We start from the raw sequence: 16,154 nt of genomic DNA, 5'->3' as shown, positions 1-16,154 counted from the left end.
GCAGGCGTCCTGAGAAACGCCGTCTTTTTGTCAGTGCCAGCACCGCCAGTTGCCGTTGCTCCTGCGTTAGGGAAAAGGCTTGGAGAAAAATTTTGCCTGTCCTTTAATGTATAGAGAAAAATTATGGACCCAAGGAAGAGTTAAAAAAAGGGAGCCAAAGGCGTTATCTCCTTTGGCTCTCAACTCCTATGCTAAATAGGAGGATGGTAGACATACGGTATTCTTTTACCACCTAGTGTATAGGTTTCCATATGGCCTCTTGTTATAGGGTATTAATTTCCTAAACTTTTTCTGCCAAATTGGTTCAGCTTCCAAGTCAAAAAATTGGCAAAAACGACCAACATAATACTCCAAAACTTTATAATCTTCATCAGTGGGTTCCAATACCTTCACTTCTTTTCCCAACTGATATTCCTGGATTTCTCCCCGAATGTACATCACTCCACCGTGCATTCCAGTACCACAGAAGTTACCTACGACTTCTTGACCCGTCTCTACGTTGAGGCCTAAAACTATGATGATACCTCCTGCCATGTACTCGCCCAGAAAGTCGCCAGCCGTTCCTCCAATGACAATAACTGGAACCTGGTCCTTGTACTCTTTCATATGAATACCTACCCGATATCCTACATTTCCTCTAATATAAATTTCACCGCCACGCATGGCATAGCCGGTTATATCACCGGCATCTCCATGAATAACTACCGTTCCCCCGTTCATAGTATTCCCTACTCCATCTTGAGCATTCCCTTTTACAATCAACTCAAGCCCGTCCATGTAAGCTGCCATGTCGTTGCCCGGAGTACCTTCAATAATTATCCTTTGCCTACCGCTGATACAGTCACCGATATATCTCTGGCCATTAACGTTCAACAACCTTATCTCTTCCGCCCCATTTGCTAAAACTTCTTTGATCTTTTCATTCAAATCTTTATAATATATCCCTTTGGCATCAATAGTTACCATCAGGCCACACCTCCGGACAACATACGACTCTTTCGTACAGATTCTGGGAAATAGATATACCCGAAGTCCTCCCGTATTAGAGCTTCCTTAAACGGACCAACGTTTATTTGATCATTAATCAAGCTCGTCAGTATTCCCGCACGGTCCACTTTATTAAGACAAATAAAACCGACTAAACGATCCTCTTTTAAAATTATTTTTTTATAATTTTGGTGTTCCGGCTGCGAAAGGGTGATAACCTCGTAACCTTCTCCTTCCGGATTTACAATCCCGGCGGTGATCATAGGCAGCCCGAAAAAGCCAATTGAATTCATGGCAAAACCGCCCGGGTAGGTCACTTCCTTTCCAGCCATATTTAATCCCGCCGTCTCGCCCTGCTTGTACGCCCCCGGTAGAATCGGAATAAGCCGCTGCTGACCATAAACAATGTCAAATCCCTGGGCTACATCCCCGGCGGCGTAAATATCTGCTACATTGGTCTGCATTTTTTCGTTAACTATAATCCCCCGGTCTACTTTTACCGGAGTTCCTTCCACCAAATCAATATTGGGCCGTACCCCGATGGCGATGATAAGAAAATCACAGGTAAGCTCTTTGCCATTTTGCAGGGTAACTCCGGTTACCTGCTTTTCTCCATGTATTTTCTGCGCAGTAGTGTTCAGTTCGAAGCAGATACCCTGCCGCTCCAAATGCTGCTGTACAATGGCCGCCGCTTCCCCATCGAGAATAGCGCTTAAGACACGATCGGCCAGCTCTACTACTGTCACCTGAACTCCCAGCAAACCAAGAGCCTCCGCAGCTTTAAGCCCAATTAGCCCGGCCCCTATTATTACCGCTTTGGCTCCCGGCCGCGCAACTTCTTTTATTTTTTCTACATCATCAAGTTTCAGAAAGGTAAACACCCGCTCTTTGTCAAGTCCATCTACCGGCGGCACAAAGGGTTTACTACCTGTAGCTATCAGCAAGCGGTCATAGGATACCGCTTCACCATTCTCCAGCTCAACCCGTTTTCCGGTCACATCGATTTTGGTTGCCTTTATTCCCAATAAAGGTTCCACCCGGTTTTGGTTGTAAAACTCTTTTTTCCGGTAAATCATCTTTTCTTTACTGACTTTCCCGGCCAAATAGTAGGATATCAGCGGACGGGAATAAGTATGATAAGGCTCGTCACTAATTATCGTTATAGGGTTGTCTGAATCTACTTTCCTTATTCCTTCTACAGCTCCGATACCGGCTGCCGAGTTGCCAATGATGACATAATGCAAAACCAACACCCCCCTGTAGCTTATCCGGCCTTTACTTGTTCTTCCCGTTCCTCGTATACCAGTGCTTCATTAGGACAGTTCTTGACACAGGCCGGCAAATCATCTATACCACTGCAGAGATCGCATTTGGAGGCAACTTTCTTCCCCGATTCATCCCGTCGAATGGCCCCGTGAGGACAGACAAGAATGCAGGTCCAACAACCGACACACCTTTCTTCTTCATTGGTAACTACTCCGGTCACCGGATCCTTCTGCATGGCTCCGGTAATACATGCCTTGGTACAGGGAGCCTCTTCACAGTGACGGCACTGAAGCGCAAATGAAACCTCACCCTTCTCCTCGACCGTTACTCGGGGAAGAGGACGGGGCTTTTGCTTCTTAAAAGCTTTCACAATATTATCGGGATAATTCGAGTGAGCAACAATGCAGTGTATCTCACACAGCCGGCATCCAACACAGTACTCTTCCCTGGCATATACCCGTTTCATGCTCTCCCTCCTGTACTCACTGCCTTACTCCCCTGCCGCTTTAATACCGAGGATTTTTAGCTCCCTATCCGTTAGTCCAATTCCCCGCAACATTAAGCGATTCCCCCGCAAACTGTCGATCGCGTTAATACCCATTCCGCCAAGCATTTCTTTAATTTCATGCTTCCAGGCCCGCAACAAGTTAGCCGCCCGGCGGGCTCCAATTTCGGGATTTAATCGCTTAACCAATTTAGGATCTTGGGTAGCAATTCCCCAGTTACATTTTCCGGTATAGCACTTCTGGCACACGTGACAACCCAATGCAATTAAAGCTGCCGTACCGATATATACGGCATCCGCACCCAGCGCAACAGCCTTAACTACGTCAGCACTGTTGCGAATACTACCTGCAATAATAAGGGAAACCTGATTCCTTATCCCTTCCTGGCGCAAACGAGTATCAACCGCTGCCAAGGCAAACTCGATAGGGATTCCCACATTATCCCGCGTCCGTAGCGGCGCCGCACCCGTCCCGCCTCGATAACCATCGATAACTATGGCATCAGCACCGGCTCTAGCTATTCCTGAAGCAATAGCTGCCACATTATGAACCGCCGCGATCTTTACAAAAACTGGTTTCTCATAGTTGGTAGCTTCCTTAAGCGAGTAAATCAATTGCCGCAAGTCCTCTATAGAATATATATCGTGGTGCGGCGCGGGAGAAATTGCATCCGTGCCTTCAGGTATCATCCGGGTCTGGGATACCTGTAATCCCACTTTTTCTCCCGGCAGGTGTCCCCCAATTCCCGGCTTGGCCCCCTGGCCAATCTTTATTTCTATAGCCGCACCGGCACGTAAATAGTCAGGATGGACACCAAATCTGCCCGAGGCTACCTGCACGATAGTGTTTTTCCCATAACGGTAAAGGTCTTTATGCAGTCCTCCTTCACCGGTATTGTAAAACGTGCCCTCTTGCTCCGCAGCTCGGGCCAAAGACTTGATGGCATTCAGGCTAATGGAGCCGAAGGACATGGCAGAAAACATCACTGGCACTTCCAGTTCAAGTTGTGGGGGAATCTTTTCCGCCAGTTTCCCGTTTTCTATTTTTAACCGTTCCGGTTTTCTGCCTATAAACGTCTTCAATTCCATAGGCTCTCGCAGCGGGTCAATGGACGGGTTGGTAACCTGACTGGCGTTAATTAACATATGGTCCCAGTACACCGGATAAGGTCGATCGTTTCCCATTCCGGTAAGCAAAATACCACCAGTTTCAGCCTGTTTGTAAATTGCGTTGATATAGTCAGGAGTCCAATTTGCGTTTTGCCGGTAGTCCAGAGGAAAACGCCTGATGGTTAAGGCTCGGGTAGGACACATTACCACACACCGGTGGCATCCAACACACTCCATTTCATCGGAAAATACCCGACCTTCTTCTTCATCATATTTATGAACTTCGTTGGCACACTGCCGAACGCATACCTGACAGTCAATGCAGCGGTCTCTGTCTCGTTCTATTAGAAAGTTTGGCATTTGAAGACTTAAAGCCAATTGCGCTCACCCCTTCTAGAATACAAATGCCCGGTTCTCCATCTGGAAAGTTATGTTTTCTAATTCGGCGTTCTTAGCTTCGGAAGTCTCCAGCCAACCGATCACCGGTTCCCCACCTTTAGGCGACCAAACCCGCTCTGGATCAGGGCAAATTTCCCTGATAGCCGACTCCTCACTGGCGACATAGAGAAAATCCCCTTTGGTAGCTGCGGTAAGAGGACGCAATTTTATACGGTCGTTGAGAGCCATCATTCCGCTGCTAGATCCCACTATAATGGAAAAAGGACCATTCACCAGCAGGCTGCTGTAAACACACCGGATGGTTTTCACCAGCTCCCGTTTCTCCGGGTCCAGCCGGTCAATTTGCGTCCAGAAAGGTGAGGCTACAGCGGTAACCGCTACATCCAAAGGCAAACCCTGTTTGCGTAGTAAAAAGTCAAAAATGTAGGTAATAACTTCCGTATCGGTTTGCAAAGTGCACTCATAACCAAACATTTCGAGGTAACGGCGATTGGCATCATAGGAAGATATCTCCCCGTTATGCACTACTGCCCAATCCAGCAGGGTAAAGGGATGCGCTCCGCCCCACCATCCCGGTGTGTTAGTGGGAAAACGCCCGTGGGCCATCCAGATATAACCTTTATACTCCTCCAACCGGTAAAATTCACCTATGTCCTCGGGATAGCCGACCCCCTTAAAGGCTCCCATATTTTTGCCACTAGAAAAAACGTAAGCTCCTCGGATACTGCTGTTAATTTCCATTACGCATTTAACTACAAAATCATTAGCCCCTACATCGGATTGCAAAATTTTCTCCGGCTTAGGCTTAACAAAGTAGCGCCACACCAGAGGAGGCTTTTCAATAGCGGGAACCTTCCGGGTAGGTATCTGTTCTGCTATCTCCACATTGAAATTTCGATTGAGAAAATGTTCCGTGTCTTCCCGGGCTTTCGTATCATCGTAAAAAAGGTGAAATGCATAATAATCCTTTAATTCAGGATAAATACCGTAGGCAGCAAAGCCTCCACCCAAACCATTTCCCCGGTCATGCATCAAAGCTATCGATTTAATGATGTCTTCTCCGGAGAAAACCTCTCCCTTTTTATTCATAACCCCGCTGATAGCGCACCCTGAAGGTATACGCACCTGTCCTTCCCTGAATGTCACAGTACCATCCTCCCTTTATATCACTTTCTTATCTACCGTTTTTAAAACTTGGTTAAATACTGTTCAATTTCCCACTGGTGTACCTGTATGCGATACTCGTCCCACTCCCGCCGCTTGGCTTCCATAAACCGCTGGTAAATATGGGGACCTAAAGCAGACTTAATAACTTCGTCTTTTTCCAGATAATCCAGCGCCGCGGCCAAATTTTCTGGCAAGCTGTCAATGCCCAGCTCAGACCTTTCCGCCGGGCTCATCTGGTAAATGTTTCTGTCCGTTGGCGGCGGGGGTTCGATCTTATGCTTAATCCCGTCCAGGCCTGCTTTCAACATCACGGCAATCGCCAGGTAAGGGTTGCTAGAAGGATCTGGATTTCTAAGCTCAACTCGCGTACCTAAACCGCGCCGGGCTGGTATACGTATCAAAGGACTCCGATTACGCGCCGACCAAGCGATGTAGACAGGTGCCTCATATCCGGGAACCAACCGTTTATACGAATTAACGGTAGGGTTGGTTATAGCTGTCATAGCCTTAATATGTTTTATTAAACCGCCGATATAGTAATAAGCCGTCTGGCTTAATTCCAGTTTGCCTTCAGGGTCATAAAAAGCATTCCGGTCTCCTTCAAAAAGGGACTGGTTACAATGCATTCCGGAACCATTTATTCCAACAATAGGCTTGGGCATGAAAGTAGCATGAAGTCCATGGCGCTGGGCCAGGGTTCTTACTACATATCGGAAAGTAACTATCTTATCGGCCGTAGCCAGAGCCTCATCGTATTTGAAGTCAATTTCATGCTGTCCCGGAGCCACTTCATGATGAGAGGCTTCAACCTGAAAACCCATTTGCTGCAGAGTTAACACTATATCCCGTCGAGCGTTCTCTCCTAAATCTACAGGAGTAAGGTCGAAATAGCCGGCCCGGTCATGAGTGATTAAGGTAGGCCTTCCTTTTTCATCTGTTTGGAAAAGAAAGAACTCCGCTTCCGGCCCCACGTTCATCGTATAACCCATTTCTCGGGCTTCAGCCAGTACCTTCTTTAGAGCATGACGGGGACATCCGGCAAAAGGAGTTCCGTCAGGATTGTACACATCGCAAATCAATCGGGCTACCGCTCCCTGTTGCGGGCGCCAGGGAAAGATAACAAAGGTAGAAGGATCCGGTCGCAAGTACATGTCCGACTCCTCTATACGGGCAAACCCATCAATAGAAGAGCCGTCAAACATCAGCTCTCCCTCTAGAGCTTTCTCCAACTGTTCTACCGTAATAGCCACATTTTTTAAAATTCCGAAGATATCCGTAAACTGTAAGCGAATAAATTGAACATCGTATTCTTTGGCCAGTTTAAGAACATCCTCTTTGGTTAGTTTTGACACTCCTAGGGACCTCCTCGATTTACCAATTATTGGTAGATAAAAACAAAAAGCGTCCCCTACAGGTCCGTACCGACCTGTTAAATGGGGACGCCATTGCCCACCAACATCCGGAGACGCCATTGCCTCCTGCGTTAAATTGTCCCTGCGCTTAAAAGGCATTATACCATAAAAGCACCAAATTGCAATAGCAGATATCAATGTATACTGTATGTCCGAACAGGATTCTACATAATTCTACTTCTTACCGTTTTTACTGATGTCATGAGCCAAAATAATTGCCTCCGCTATTGCCCGCATAGAAACACATTTATCCATACTTTGCTTCTGGATACGGCGGAATGCCTGACCTTCCGTTAACCCCAGGGTTTCCATCAGGATCCCTTTGGCCCTTTCCACCAATTTTCGGGTTTCCAGAGTTTCCTTTAACCGGTTAACCTCCTGCTCCAACTTCAACATTTTCTGAAAATTAACCAGGGTTACCTCTACCAGCGGCAACAAACTGCTCTCCTCAACCGGCTTGACCAAAAAAGCAAAAACCCAGTGTTCTTTCGCCTTTTCCACGTAGTCCTTCTGCCAGTTAGGCGTAAGCAATATCACGGGGGCGAGTTTATCTTCTTCAATGATTTTAGCTATTTCTAGACCATTCATACCGGGAAGTTCTACGTCAAGAATTACTAGATCCGGTGCCATAGACCGTATCATGCGTAACGCAATATGCCCTTCCTCCGCTTCCCCGGTAACTAAATATCCTTCTTTAGTAAGGATAGTTTTTAATTTTTTCAGCAGTGAGGAATCGTTGGTTGCAATAAATATTTTACACCTGTACATACGAACACCTCTGTAACAACCATAAAAGGATAGGTTATGTAACAATAAACATGAAAAATATAAAAAGGCCTCCCCACAGATTGAAATATGTACCATGAGGACGCCTTTGCCCTACAAGTTCTGCATAATATTAATTTTAAGCTACACTTGTAGTAAATTATATCAAAGCTTGGCGAAAAGACAATAGGTTTTTACTAAAATATATTGTATACACCCGCACCCTATTTTTCAACAGTGCAGATCTTGAATAAAGGCATTGCGGTAGGAAAGAATAACATAAAGAAACTATATTCCTAAGAATTAAAGGAGGTTATGAATTTGCTGGGGGCCGAGGTATCTCTTTATCCGCTTAAAACCAGTAATGCTAGTTCTATTATCACTGAAGCGATCAATTCATTACACGGACAAAATCTAACCTTTACCGTTGGTTCTATAAGTACAGAAATCCGCGGCGAACCGGAAGCGATTTGGAACGGTTTGAAAACTATGTTTAACAAGGCCCAGCAATCGGGAGAAGTCAGTATGGTAGTTACTCTAACCAATGCGGCCGATTAAACGCAGTAAACCCAGACCAGAGGTCTGGGTTTAGTTTCAAACTTAATAAAAACCTTTTTGGGCCGTTGCCGGAACTGCAAAGCCTCCGCTTAGAACTGATTTGTAAAATTCTAATGTGTTTTCGGTCATTATTTCTTTAGTATATAACTTTTCCACCATCTGGCGGCCGACCTCACCCATCTTCCGTGCCCGCGCCGGTCTTTTGAGCAACCTTATACATTTTTCAGCCAGGTCTTCCGGGTTCCTGCGTTCAACTATAAAACCGTTTTCCCCATGGCGGACAATTTCCGGCATACCGCCTGACCTGCTTACAACAATAGGTTTCGCTGTAGCCATAGATTCCAGCATAACCAATCCAAAGGGTTCCTCAAAACTGGAAGGGTAAATACAAATTTCGGCCGTTTGGTAAATGCGAGGCATGGTGGGCCAGGGAAAATGAGTGGCAAATACATTGTTTTGCAGACCAAATTCTTCCACTAACCCCATAACCATGTTAACTTCTCTTTCCTGACAATCGACCCAATCCACAATTTTTTGGTTACCTGACATGACTAAGAGTACCTCAGGAAACTCCTTGGCAATGATTTTCAAAGCCCTTACACTGTAATCACAGCCTTTAGCAAGGCTCATTCTGGCTGGATGGAAAATAATACGTCTTCCTTTAAATTGGGGGTATTCCTCTAAAATTTTTTGTAGATCTTCTTCAGTGGGCGGTTTGAATTTTTCGGCGTCAATTCCGTGATGGATAACCTTTATCCTTTCTGCTCGATATCCTGCTTTAATTAATTCTTTCTTAATATAGTAGCTGACGGCAATAACTCCATCCCAAATTTCTGCCATTTTGATCATTTTCCCCCAAAGTTCATCATCCCAGACGTTGTGGGCAGTTAATATCAAAGGAATATCTGTTTTTGCTCGAATTTCAGCTAAAATTTCTGTGTGCACAGGGCTGAAATAGTGCATGTTATGGGCATGTATCAGCTCAGGCTGAGCTTCTTCAATAAACTCAATTATTTCTTTTTTTATTTGTCCTGCTAAACTACTAACTTTTAAAGAACGGAGATTATTCAGATTCATTAAAGGCGTTCGTACAACTCTTACTCCTTGATAATAACTTTCTTCATCTTCGTTATCTTCGGAACCGGTTAAGAGATGTACTTGGCATCCTCGTTTTACTAATTCAGGAGCCAAGATGGCCAAATGAGTTTCGACCCCACCGATAGTTGGCGGGAAAGCCCAGTGTAATATAGCTATGTTCACTACCAAATTCCCTCCCTGGGTCGATCTTCTTTGAAAGTCATTAAAAATTATATGAAATTGTAGTTAGAGACTTGCCAAACTTATTGTACAGAGGAATTTCAGCAGCTAAAAAGCGAGGAGACAACTCCCCGCCAGTCAGCCAACCATCCGTAGAGGTTTGTTATAAATATTTTTGCCAATTTTAACGTTTTTATTAATCCACCTATTACCAGCCGTCAAAGGAAACGGAATTACAGGGATATTATAGCTCAAAGCCTAAACTTTACAGTTCATATTTAAAGTCGGTTAGGAGATGATAAATTGTAGATAACGTTTAAAACTAAACTAAGGAGGGCTTTATTATGACTATTGGTCAAAAAATGCATACTACCCTAGCCAGCTTAGAAGGGGCCATAGCTGATTTCAAAACTTTTGCCTTAGAAACCCAAGATCAAAATGCAAAACAACAGTTTTCTGCCTACGCTAAACAGTTAGAAGATATCACTAACGGACTTAAAGGAAGAGTAAATTATATTGAAAGTCAGGAACCTACCTACAAGCAATATCAGCAGTAGCACCATGAACCACGCGGTGGGACGGGTCTAAAAGCACCGTCCCTCTCTTTTAATCTTTAATCAGGTTGCACTACTTGGATTTCATCAAATCCTTCGGTTTCTTCGGGCCATTCAAATTGGTATGCCATGATTTTTATTATTTCTGCCGGCACCTTGTCTTGGGTTCTTCTTTCATTACGATACAAGCATTCTTCCAAAGAGGTATTCATGACGACGACTCGGGTGCGCGCCTTGAACTGATCGGCAATTTTTTTAATTAAACGCCGCCGTTGCCTGGTTATGTTAGTAGCATCGAATATAATATCCCTTCCCTGTTTAAGATATCCTCGTAATTTGCTAAAAGCTATCTGCCAAACTTCTGGTTCCAGCCGGAGGTCGTACTGGATACCAAATTCTTTCCACCGAATTTCATCGGTGCTGATCACCGCATCGGTTTTAGCATTTTTTTCAATCCAAGTGCTTTTTCCGGAACCTGGCAGTCCAACCATAATCGTTACCATACTCAATTGCTTTCACCTACAGCCATTATCTTCTGAAGTATATTGTCTCCCGGAATACAGCATCCATGCTAAAAATCATCCATAAATAATAAAAGAATATCTTATCAGCTCCTTGGAAAACTATATCTAAAGGAGGGATGTGGTTTGAGTGCACAAAAGAAAAGAAATTTTCTATCTATGTTGATTTATCCTCTATCCATCATAAGTGGAATTTTGCTCACCAGATTCTTCCGTCGCAGGTTACAAAAAGGATAACCCCAAATATCTCGACCGGCTCCAGTAAAACAGCCGGTTACTTTTTGTCCGAAATGACTTCCAATTTATATAACGGAACAAAACGGTAATTATTAGAATTGCTTTCCCCATCTTTTAAAATGGCTATTCTCTCCCCAGCCTTATTACGGGTAAACTCAATAATGTAAAACATAATTTTACAACCGCTTTCCTTTATGATTACCCGATCACCTTTTTTCATCTTTTCACCCATTGTAACCTGTACGCCCGCTATAACTCGTCTTATTACTAACAATAAAAGGTAATACAACCATATTATTCATTATTAATAATCTCTATAATTCTACCGTGATCCAGCCTTATCTGTCGCTGGGCTAATTGCCCCACTTCGGGATCATGGGTAACCATTATTATGCTGTGGCCTTCCCGGTGCAATTTCTGAAAAAGTTCCAATACTAATTTTTCATTTGTCTCATCCAGATTACCGGTAGGCTCGTCAGCTAGAATCAATTTTGGATAATTAATTAAAGCTCGGGCTATACATACTCTCTGTTGTTCGCCCCCTGATAGCTGGCTGGGCAAATGATGGGCTCTTTCCGCCAGCCCTACCCGTTCCAGAGCTGCAAAAGCTTCTTTTTCATCAGGCATGCTGTGATAATACTGAGCCACCATGACATTTTCCAAAGCTGTCAAATAAGGAATAAGATGAAACTGTTGAAAAACAAGTCCTATTTTATCCCTACGCAGCTCGGTTAATTGTTTCTCATTTAGCCGTGCCGTATCGACCCCGTCAATAAGTACTTTCCCGGAAGTAGGTTTATCCATGCCTCCAATAATATTAAGCAACGTGGTTTTTCCGGAACCTGAAGGTCCCATAATGGAAACCCATTCCCCCGCCGCTACCTGTAAACTGACATTATTTAAAGCTTGAACACTGCCGTATTTCTTGGAAACATTTTGCATCTCCAATATCATGACTTCCCCTCCTTAATCTCCTTTGAGAACTATTCTCCTTTGAGAACTGCCGCCGGCTGCACTTCCACGGCCGTCTTAACCGGTATTAAACTGGCTAAGCACACAACTATGATAGAAGTAAACAAGGCCAGAGGAACTACTGAAAATCTTAGCGATATAGGGGCCTGAAAAACACTCCAACCTATAAACTGGGCCAGCAAGTAACCCATAGCGATGCCTAAAGTTCCGCCTAATAAACCTAAAATAATGCTTTCTCCCAAAAACTCCAAAATAATATTTCTGTCGTAAGCCCCCAAAGCTTTTTTAAGGCCGATTTCCCGCCGGCGTTCCACTATCATCGTCATCATGATGCTGGAAACGCAAAGCAAGGTGGAAAGAAAAATTATTATTACCACCAGGTATACTAAAGCACTTATCCTCTCGAGTATCTGCCCCTCCGAGCGGGATATCTGCCTGATCGGTCTCATACTAACTTCAGTAAGGGAACTATTGATTTTTTCCGCCTTTTCTTCCAACTCCTGTCCTGACCCCATGACACTAAAATACGCTATGTGGGCTTGAGCCGGCTTTTCCAGAAGTTCTTGGGCCACCGCCAGGTTGACAAACACTTGATTATCTTCCGTGCTGCCAGTGGTAACAATACCCGCCACCTCAACCCCTATTCCGCGTCCTGTTGAGGGATTGACTAGGGTAATTTTGTCACCCTCAGAGAGCTGCAGCTTTTCTGCTACCGCCGTTCCTATGATAGCCGATCTTCGTTCCTCACGGCTAGTAATCCAGTTACCCTTTACCTCCCAGTAAGGACTGATATGTCTGACCTGATCCATCCAAGTTCCTACCAGGACCAGCCTTTGGGAATTAACTTTTACCACCCCATACAGAAATGGCGCATAACCCAACAATTTATCGGCCGCAAAAAAGGCCGCCGCTTTCTCTATTTTTTCTTCCCTGAGCAATCCTGCCTTCGAAGCTGGCAGCAGCACCATATTGGCACCGTAGGCCCTTAATTCCTTGCTCATTTTTAAACCTATATCGTAATAAACATTAACCATTCCAAAAATAACCGCTGTGCCGATAGCAATGGCCAAAGCAGCTATGCCTACTTGAGATTTCCTTTTAAAGAAAGCACGGCTGATAAGCCGCCAATACATTGCCGACCTTTTCATAAAGCTCCCCTCCTACCTTCCATGCAAAACCTCAGCCGGATTAAGTCGAATAATCAGCCGTACAGCCGCTAGACTCCCGGCCAAAGCCGTAACCACAGCCACTAAAAGAACTAAAGGGAAAACCAGTATTTTTATGGGAACACTGCTTCCAAAAACGGTATAGCCTACCATTTGCGCAAAACCTAAACCTACCAAATACCCTGCCAAGCCTCCCACCAGCCCGACGATAACGGCTTCCGTAAGGAACAAGGCTACCACTGCTAAAACCTGCGCTCCTAACCCCTTCAGAAGACCTATTTCTTTGCTTCGTTGTAAAACATTAGTGGTCATAAGGCTGGAAATCCCCAAAGCCGAACTAATCAAAGCGGCCAGGCTGACTACCAGCATCAACAGCTGAATTTTCTTCAAAATTTTCCCTTCCGACTGGGAAACCTGGCGGATAGCCTTTACTTTCGTTCCCGGAATTGCTTCTTCCAACTGGTAGGCAATGGCGCTCACATAAGCAGTACAATACCAACGCTCAAACTCTTCCGGGGTTAAAGAATCAGGGTCTTTGGCCGCCTTCCTGGCCAGCTCGTTTTCCGGAGTTGTCAACGCACTGACCTCTACCTTGGAAACCTTGCCCTTCAAATTCATTATTTCCTGTAAATAGGATAAAGGCACAAATATATTCTGGTCATCTTGTCCTCCGGCATTAACTATACCCGCTACCCGAAGTTTCCTTCTCTTTAAACCCTCCAGTGTTTCCACCTGCACTTCTATCTTATCACCAGGTTTTAAGGCCATGGAATTGGCCAGTTGTATACCTACCAGGGCATCACCGGAGTTATCGTCATCTTTTACCCAGTTCCCGTGAATTTCCCACCACGGCTTAATTTGTTTTACACCGGTAATTATTTTTTCTCCCGTAGGCAGCTCAAGTTCTTTCTCAAACCAGGTACCAATAAGAGCGACTTTTTCCCGGGTGTCACCTATCCCGGCTACTCCCTCCAGGTAGGGGGCAAAGCCAACAATGTTATGCCGCCAAAAAATCATCTTAATCTTGGGCAACTCTTCCTCCTCTATGTACTGCCGTTCCGCCAGAGGATTGTAGTCTATACCCCCGATTTTTACCGGGAGCGTATCCATCTGCGGCTCCATCAGCAGATTGGCTCCGTAAGTCTTCAATTCCCGGCTAATTTTATCTCCAATATCCAGGGAAACACTCAGCATAGCCGTAACTAAAGACGCACTAAAGGCTACAGCCGCGAAAGCCAACAATTTCCGCCTGAATTCCCGTATAAAGGACTTGCTTATCATACGCCAAAACACTCTGGTCACCGCCTACTCTTTAAAAATATCTTTTTTCTTTTCCAGGTCCTCAACGGTAATGATTAAATTCCCTTTTTCAATCCGGTGTTCTAAGGGAATTGGATTGCAGCCCCCCGGAAATCCTATGGTAGGTGTGTTGATAACCACGTCGCAGTTTAAACATACTACACTGTCTTTTCTCTGGTAATAACCTACCACACCACAAATGTTGCAGGCATCCAAAGCTACGCCGAAAACCTTCCCTTCCCCTTTCTGGATAACAATAAACCGCATCTCCGTCCCATCGGAAGCAGTATAGGCAAATCGATGAAGCTGTCCGTCGCTAACCTCCTCCAGGCTTATTCGGATTGCCCCCTCCTGGGGAGTTACCGGAACCGCAGGGGATAATTCTATCTTTCGATTAGCGTAAGCATAGTTCCCAACCAGCAGAGTAACAACCGATACCAACATAAAAACAGCTGATCCAGCCCAACGCATCTGGTTACGAAGGCGGGCCTTTTCTTTACGCACCTGGGCCGGGTTAAGTCCCTGCGACGGAACAGCAAAATGCTTTTTACCCATGACCGCCAGTATGTATATGCCGCTAATTACGAGGTACCCGTAAAACAGCTTCGGACGATGGTTAATAAGCGGCACCATAACTTTCAAGGCCAGAGGGGTCAACGGAAGGATACCGTTAACGAACGCTATTTGTAAAACGGTGATGAGCTGCCTCAGGAAGGCGATAGAAAATATACCGGCTGCCGTTAAGAAAAAGACTGCTTTATTTAAACGAACTCCGGCCCGAACAAGACTCAAGCCCAAAACAAAAGCCAACAAAACACCGGTTATACCCCCGAAAATCTTCAGGATCAACTCTGTATTTAAGTAGCTAGTTGTCTGAATAAATATCCGGGTGGGAAAAAGGACTATATTCATGCCCGGAACTAAAATCACCAAGAATAGCATAACCGGCACCGCTACCCGGACCAGCAAGGGGTTGAGGGAAAAACGCTTTCCCCTGAAGCCCTCTGCTAGTAACCACAACAAAATTAACAGCAGGGTTATGGTTGCTAATAGAGATAGTGTCCCCTCCACTATTTCCCGGTTCCCAAAATTGGCCACCGCCAGACCGGTGAATAAGCTCATGACAACAGAAGCTCCCAGTCCCATCCTGGCGGGAACTTCCAGGCTGCTTGTCCTTTTCTGAGCCAAAATCAACAGGAAGGCGACAATAACCGCCGCTTCTACACTAGGGACCAAAGTTTCTATCAGGGCCTTTAACATGTTCAGCACCTTCTTTTTGTTTATTCTTGGATATAGGGTACAAGCCTGGATCCCAAGGGAACCCAGGCTATCCAAGTTAGAATTTGCGCGGGATATAGTCGAACGTCCACTCTACCTCGATAGGCTTATTCCATAAGCGACCCTCCACACCGGTTTCACTATCGCTATGTAGAACTAATCCCTGTTTAACCGGTGATTCGATAATGTATTTCAGCCTATATTTTCCTGCTCCCAGCATTTTGACATTTGCTCCATAATGAGGCCCGTCGGCAGCATTCATAGGCATGAATGTCCCTTTTCTTTCTTCCCCCGTATCCAAGTTCTTCAGTTCATAATGGACCGTAAGGTAAGGAATGAATTCACCAAAGCCAAAACCGTTGGGATTTTCTTTCAAAGCTCGGATGTCTGCTTCCAGATGGATGTCCGCTTCCTCCGGCTTGAGACCGGCCTGTGCTTCCGGCTCCATAGCCGCCGGTTGGAAATAAACGGCAGCAATTTCCATCCCTTCGACCTCCTGCGGATCCCCTACCGGATACTCCCGAAATCCTCCTGCGTTATCGCTGGAGGTGTCCTGGCCTTTACTGCTACCAGGCGTGTTCGAAGAAGTAGTAGTGTCAGCTTTGCTGCAACCCGCCACCCAGACCGTCAGAGCTATAACCAGCAGTAGATAAACCCACTTGCGTCTCATCAGACCAGCCTCCTCTCGTGGTTGCCTATTG

The 16,154-nt window shown here is 45.3% G+C and carries 16 protein-coding genes; 2 read left to right on the top strand and 14 right to left on the bottom strand.

Translation table 11 applies throughout. The annotated features are described in order from the left end of the window. Window positions 1–225: 225 nt before the first annotated feature. The 7 genes from KKC1_RS05255 to KKC1_RS05225 all read right to left on the bottom strand — a co-directional run bounded on the left by KKC1_RS05255 (window position 226) and on the right by KKC1_RS05225 (window position 7,614). Window positions 226–966, bottom strand: coding sequence for a GltB/FmdC/FwdC-like GXGXG domain-containing protein (locus KKC1_RS05255; protein ID WP_088553442.1), 741 nt, complete (start codon window positions 964–966; stop codon window positions 226–228). After that, complete coding sequence (locus KKC1_RS05250; protein WP_088553441.1) at window positions 966–2,231, bottom strand: NAD(P)/FAD-dependent oxidoreductase; 1,266 nt, start codon at window positions 2,229–2,231, stop codon at window positions 966–968. The genes KKC1_RS05255 and KKC1_RS05250 overlap by 1 nt, the downstream gene beginning before the upstream one ends. A gap of 20 nt (window positions 2,232–2,251) precedes the next feature. Next, window positions 2,252–2,719: a 4Fe-4S dicluster domain-containing protein gene (locus tag KKC1_RS05245; protein WP_088553440.1), complete on the bottom strand. Its 468-nt coding sequence runs from the start codon at window positions 2,717–2,719 to the stop codon at window positions 2,252–2,254. Between the two features lie 24 nt (window positions 2,720–2,743). Further along, on the bottom strand, window positions 2,744–4,228 hold the full coding sequence (locus tag KKC1_RS05240; protein ID WP_428844928.1) for a glutamate synthase-related protein: 1,485 nt from the start codon (window positions 4,226–4,228) through the stop codon (window positions 2,744–2,746). Between the two features lie 33 nt (window positions 4,229–4,261). Beyond that, entirely contained in the window at window positions 4,262–5,356 is a 1,095-nt protein-coding gene (locus tag KKC1_RS05235) for a class II glutamine amidotransferase (RefSeq protein ID WP_088553479.1), read from the bottom strand. A gap of 98 nt (window positions 5,357–5,454) precedes the next feature. After that, a complete protein-coding gene (gene glnA, locus KKC1_RS05230; RefSeq protein ID WP_238134208.1) occupies window positions 5,455–6,786 on the bottom strand; it encodes a type I glutamate--ammonia ligase in 1,332 nt (443 codons plus the stop codon). 234 nt (window positions 6,787–7,020) lie between these two features. After that, a complete protein-coding gene (locus KKC1_RS05225; protein WP_088553437.1) occupies window positions 7,021–7,614 on the bottom strand; it encodes an ANTAR domain-containing response regulator in 594 nt (197 codons plus the stop codon). 312 nt (window positions 7,615–7,926) lie between these two features. Here KKC1_RS05225 and KKC1_RS05220 point away from each other — a divergent pair, with 312 nt between their 5' ends. After that, a complete protein-coding gene (locus tag KKC1_RS05220; RefSeq protein WP_368731554.1) occupies window positions 7,927–8,169 on the top strand; it encodes a YkoF family thiamine/hydroxymethylpyrimidine-binding protein in 243 nt (80 codons plus the stop codon). A 42-nt stretch (window positions 8,170–8,211) separates the two neighbouring features. On the opposite strand, the gene KKC1_RS05215 is transcribed toward KKC1_RS05220, so the two are convergent. Continuing rightward, window positions 8,212–9,429 carry a glycosyltransferase family 4 protein gene (locus tag KKC1_RS05215; RefSeq protein ID WP_088553435.1) on the bottom strand — a complete coding sequence of 406 codons (1,218 nt, stop codon included), beginning with the start codon at window positions 9,427–9,429 and terminating at the stop codon, window positions 8,212–8,214. 341 nt (window positions 9,430–9,770) lie between these two features. Between KKC1_RS05215 and KKC1_RS05210 the strand changes: the two genes are divergently transcribed. Then, window positions 9,771–9,983 (top strand): DUF1657 domain-containing protein, encoded by a 213-nt coding sequence (locus tag KKC1_RS05210; RefSeq protein ID WP_088553434.1) that lies wholly within the window; start codon window positions 9,771–9,773, stop codon window positions 9,981–9,983. 56 nt (window positions 9,984–10,039) lie between these two features. Here KKC1_RS05210 and KKC1_RS05205 read toward each other — a convergent pair whose 3' ends face one another. The 6 genes from KKC1_RS05205 to KKC1_RS05175 all read right to left on the bottom strand — a co-directional run bounded on the left by KKC1_RS05205 (window position 10,040) and on the right by KKC1_RS05175 (window position 16,123). Then, window positions 10,040–10,483, bottom strand: coding sequence for an ATP-binding protein (locus KKC1_RS05205; protein ID WP_238134212.1), 444 nt, complete (start codon window positions 10,481–10,483; stop codon window positions 10,040–10,042). Between the two features lie 549 nt (window positions 10,484–11,032). Next, the gene (locus tag KKC1_RS05195) at window positions 11,033–11,692 is read right to left on the bottom strand and encodes an ABC transporter ATP-binding protein (protein WP_088553431.1); all 660 of its coding nucleotides are present in this window, start codon (window positions 11,690–11,692) and stop codon (window positions 11,033–11,035) included. A 29-nt stretch (window positions 11,693–11,721) separates the two neighbouring features. Next, window positions 11,722–12,858 (bottom strand): ABC transporter permease, encoded by a 1,137-nt coding sequence (locus KKC1_RS05190; RefSeq protein ID WP_088553430.1) that lies wholly within the window; start codon window positions 12,856–12,858, stop codon window positions 11,722–11,724. Between the two features lie 12 nt (window positions 12,859–12,870). Beyond that, window positions 12,871–14,169 (bottom strand): ABC transporter permease, encoded by a 1,299-nt coding sequence (locus tag KKC1_RS05185; RefSeq protein WP_088553429.1) that lies wholly within the window; start codon window positions 14,167–14,169, stop codon window positions 12,871–12,873. Window positions 14,170–14,181: 12 nt separating this feature from the next. Continuing rightward, a complete protein-coding gene (locus KKC1_RS05180) occupies window positions 14,182–15,435 on the bottom strand; it encodes a Fe-S-containing protein (protein ID WP_088553428.1) in 1,254 nt (417 codons plus the stop codon). 76 nt (window positions 15,436–15,511) lie between these two features. Continuing rightward, complete coding sequence (locus KKC1_RS05175; RefSeq protein WP_088553427.1) at window positions 15,512–16,123, bottom strand: iron transporter; 612 nt, start codon at window positions 16,121–16,123, stop codon at window positions 15,512–15,514. Window positions 16,124–16,154 lie beyond the last annotated feature (31 nt).

This window comes from Calderihabitans maritimus (assembly GCF_002207765.1).
GTDB classification, from domain to species: Bacteria; Bacillota; KKC1; order Calderihabitantales; family Calderihabitantaceae; genus Calderihabitans; species Calderihabitans maritimus.
This window is presented reverse-complemented; position numbering and strand designations above follow the sequence as displayed.

Excerpts from the sequence above, each read along its gene's own strand:
- KKC1_RS05255 (WP_088553442.1), bottom strand. The coding sequence starts at position 966 with ATGGTAACTATTGATGCCAAAGGGATATATTATAAAGATTTGAATGAA.
- KKC1_RS05245 (WP_088553440.1), bottom strand. The coding sequence starts at position 2,719 with ATGAAACGGGTATATGCCAGGGAAGAGTACTGTGTTGGATGCCGGCTG.
- KKC1_RS05240 (WP_428844928.1), bottom strand. The coding sequence starts at position 4,228 with ATGCCAAACTTTCTAATAGAACGAGACAGAGACCGCTGCATTGACTGT.
- KKC1_RS05235 (WP_088553479.1), bottom strand. The coding sequence starts at position 5,356 with ATGAATAAAAAGGGAGAGGTTTTCTCCGGAGAAGACATCATTAAATCG.
- KKC1_RS05225 (WP_088553437.1), bottom strand. The coding sequence starts at position 7,614 with ATGTACAGGTGTAAAATATTTATTGCAACCAACGATTCCTCACTGCTG.
- KKC1_RS05220 (WP_368731554.1), top strand. The coding sequence starts at position 7,927 with ATGAATTTGCTGGGGGCCGAGGTATCTCTTTATCCGCTTAAAACCAGT.
- KKC1_RS05210 (WP_088553434.1), top strand. The coding sequence starts at position 9,771 with ATGACTATTGGTCAAAAAATGCATACTACCCTAGCCAGCTTAGAAGGG.
- KKC1_RS05205 (WP_238134212.1), bottom strand. The coding sequence starts at position 10,483 with ATGGTAACGATTATGGTTGGACTGCCAGGTTCCGGAAAAAGCACTTGG.
- KKC1_RS05195 (WP_088553431.1), bottom strand. The coding sequence starts at position 11,692 with ATGATATTGGAGATGCAAAATGTTTCCAAGAAATACGGCAGTGTTCAA.
- KKC1_RS05190 (WP_088553430.1), bottom strand. The coding sequence starts at position 12,858 with ATGAAAAGGTCGGCAATGTATTGGCGGCTTATCAGCCGTGCTTTCTTT.
- KKC1_RS05180 (WP_088553428.1), bottom strand. The coding sequence starts at position 15,435 with ATGTTAAAGGCCCTGATAGAAACTTTGGTCCCTAGTGTAGAAGCGGCG.
- KKC1_RS05175 (WP_088553427.1), bottom strand. The coding sequence starts at position 16,123 with ATGAGACGCAAGTGGGTTTATCTACTGCTGGTTATAGCTCTGACGGTC.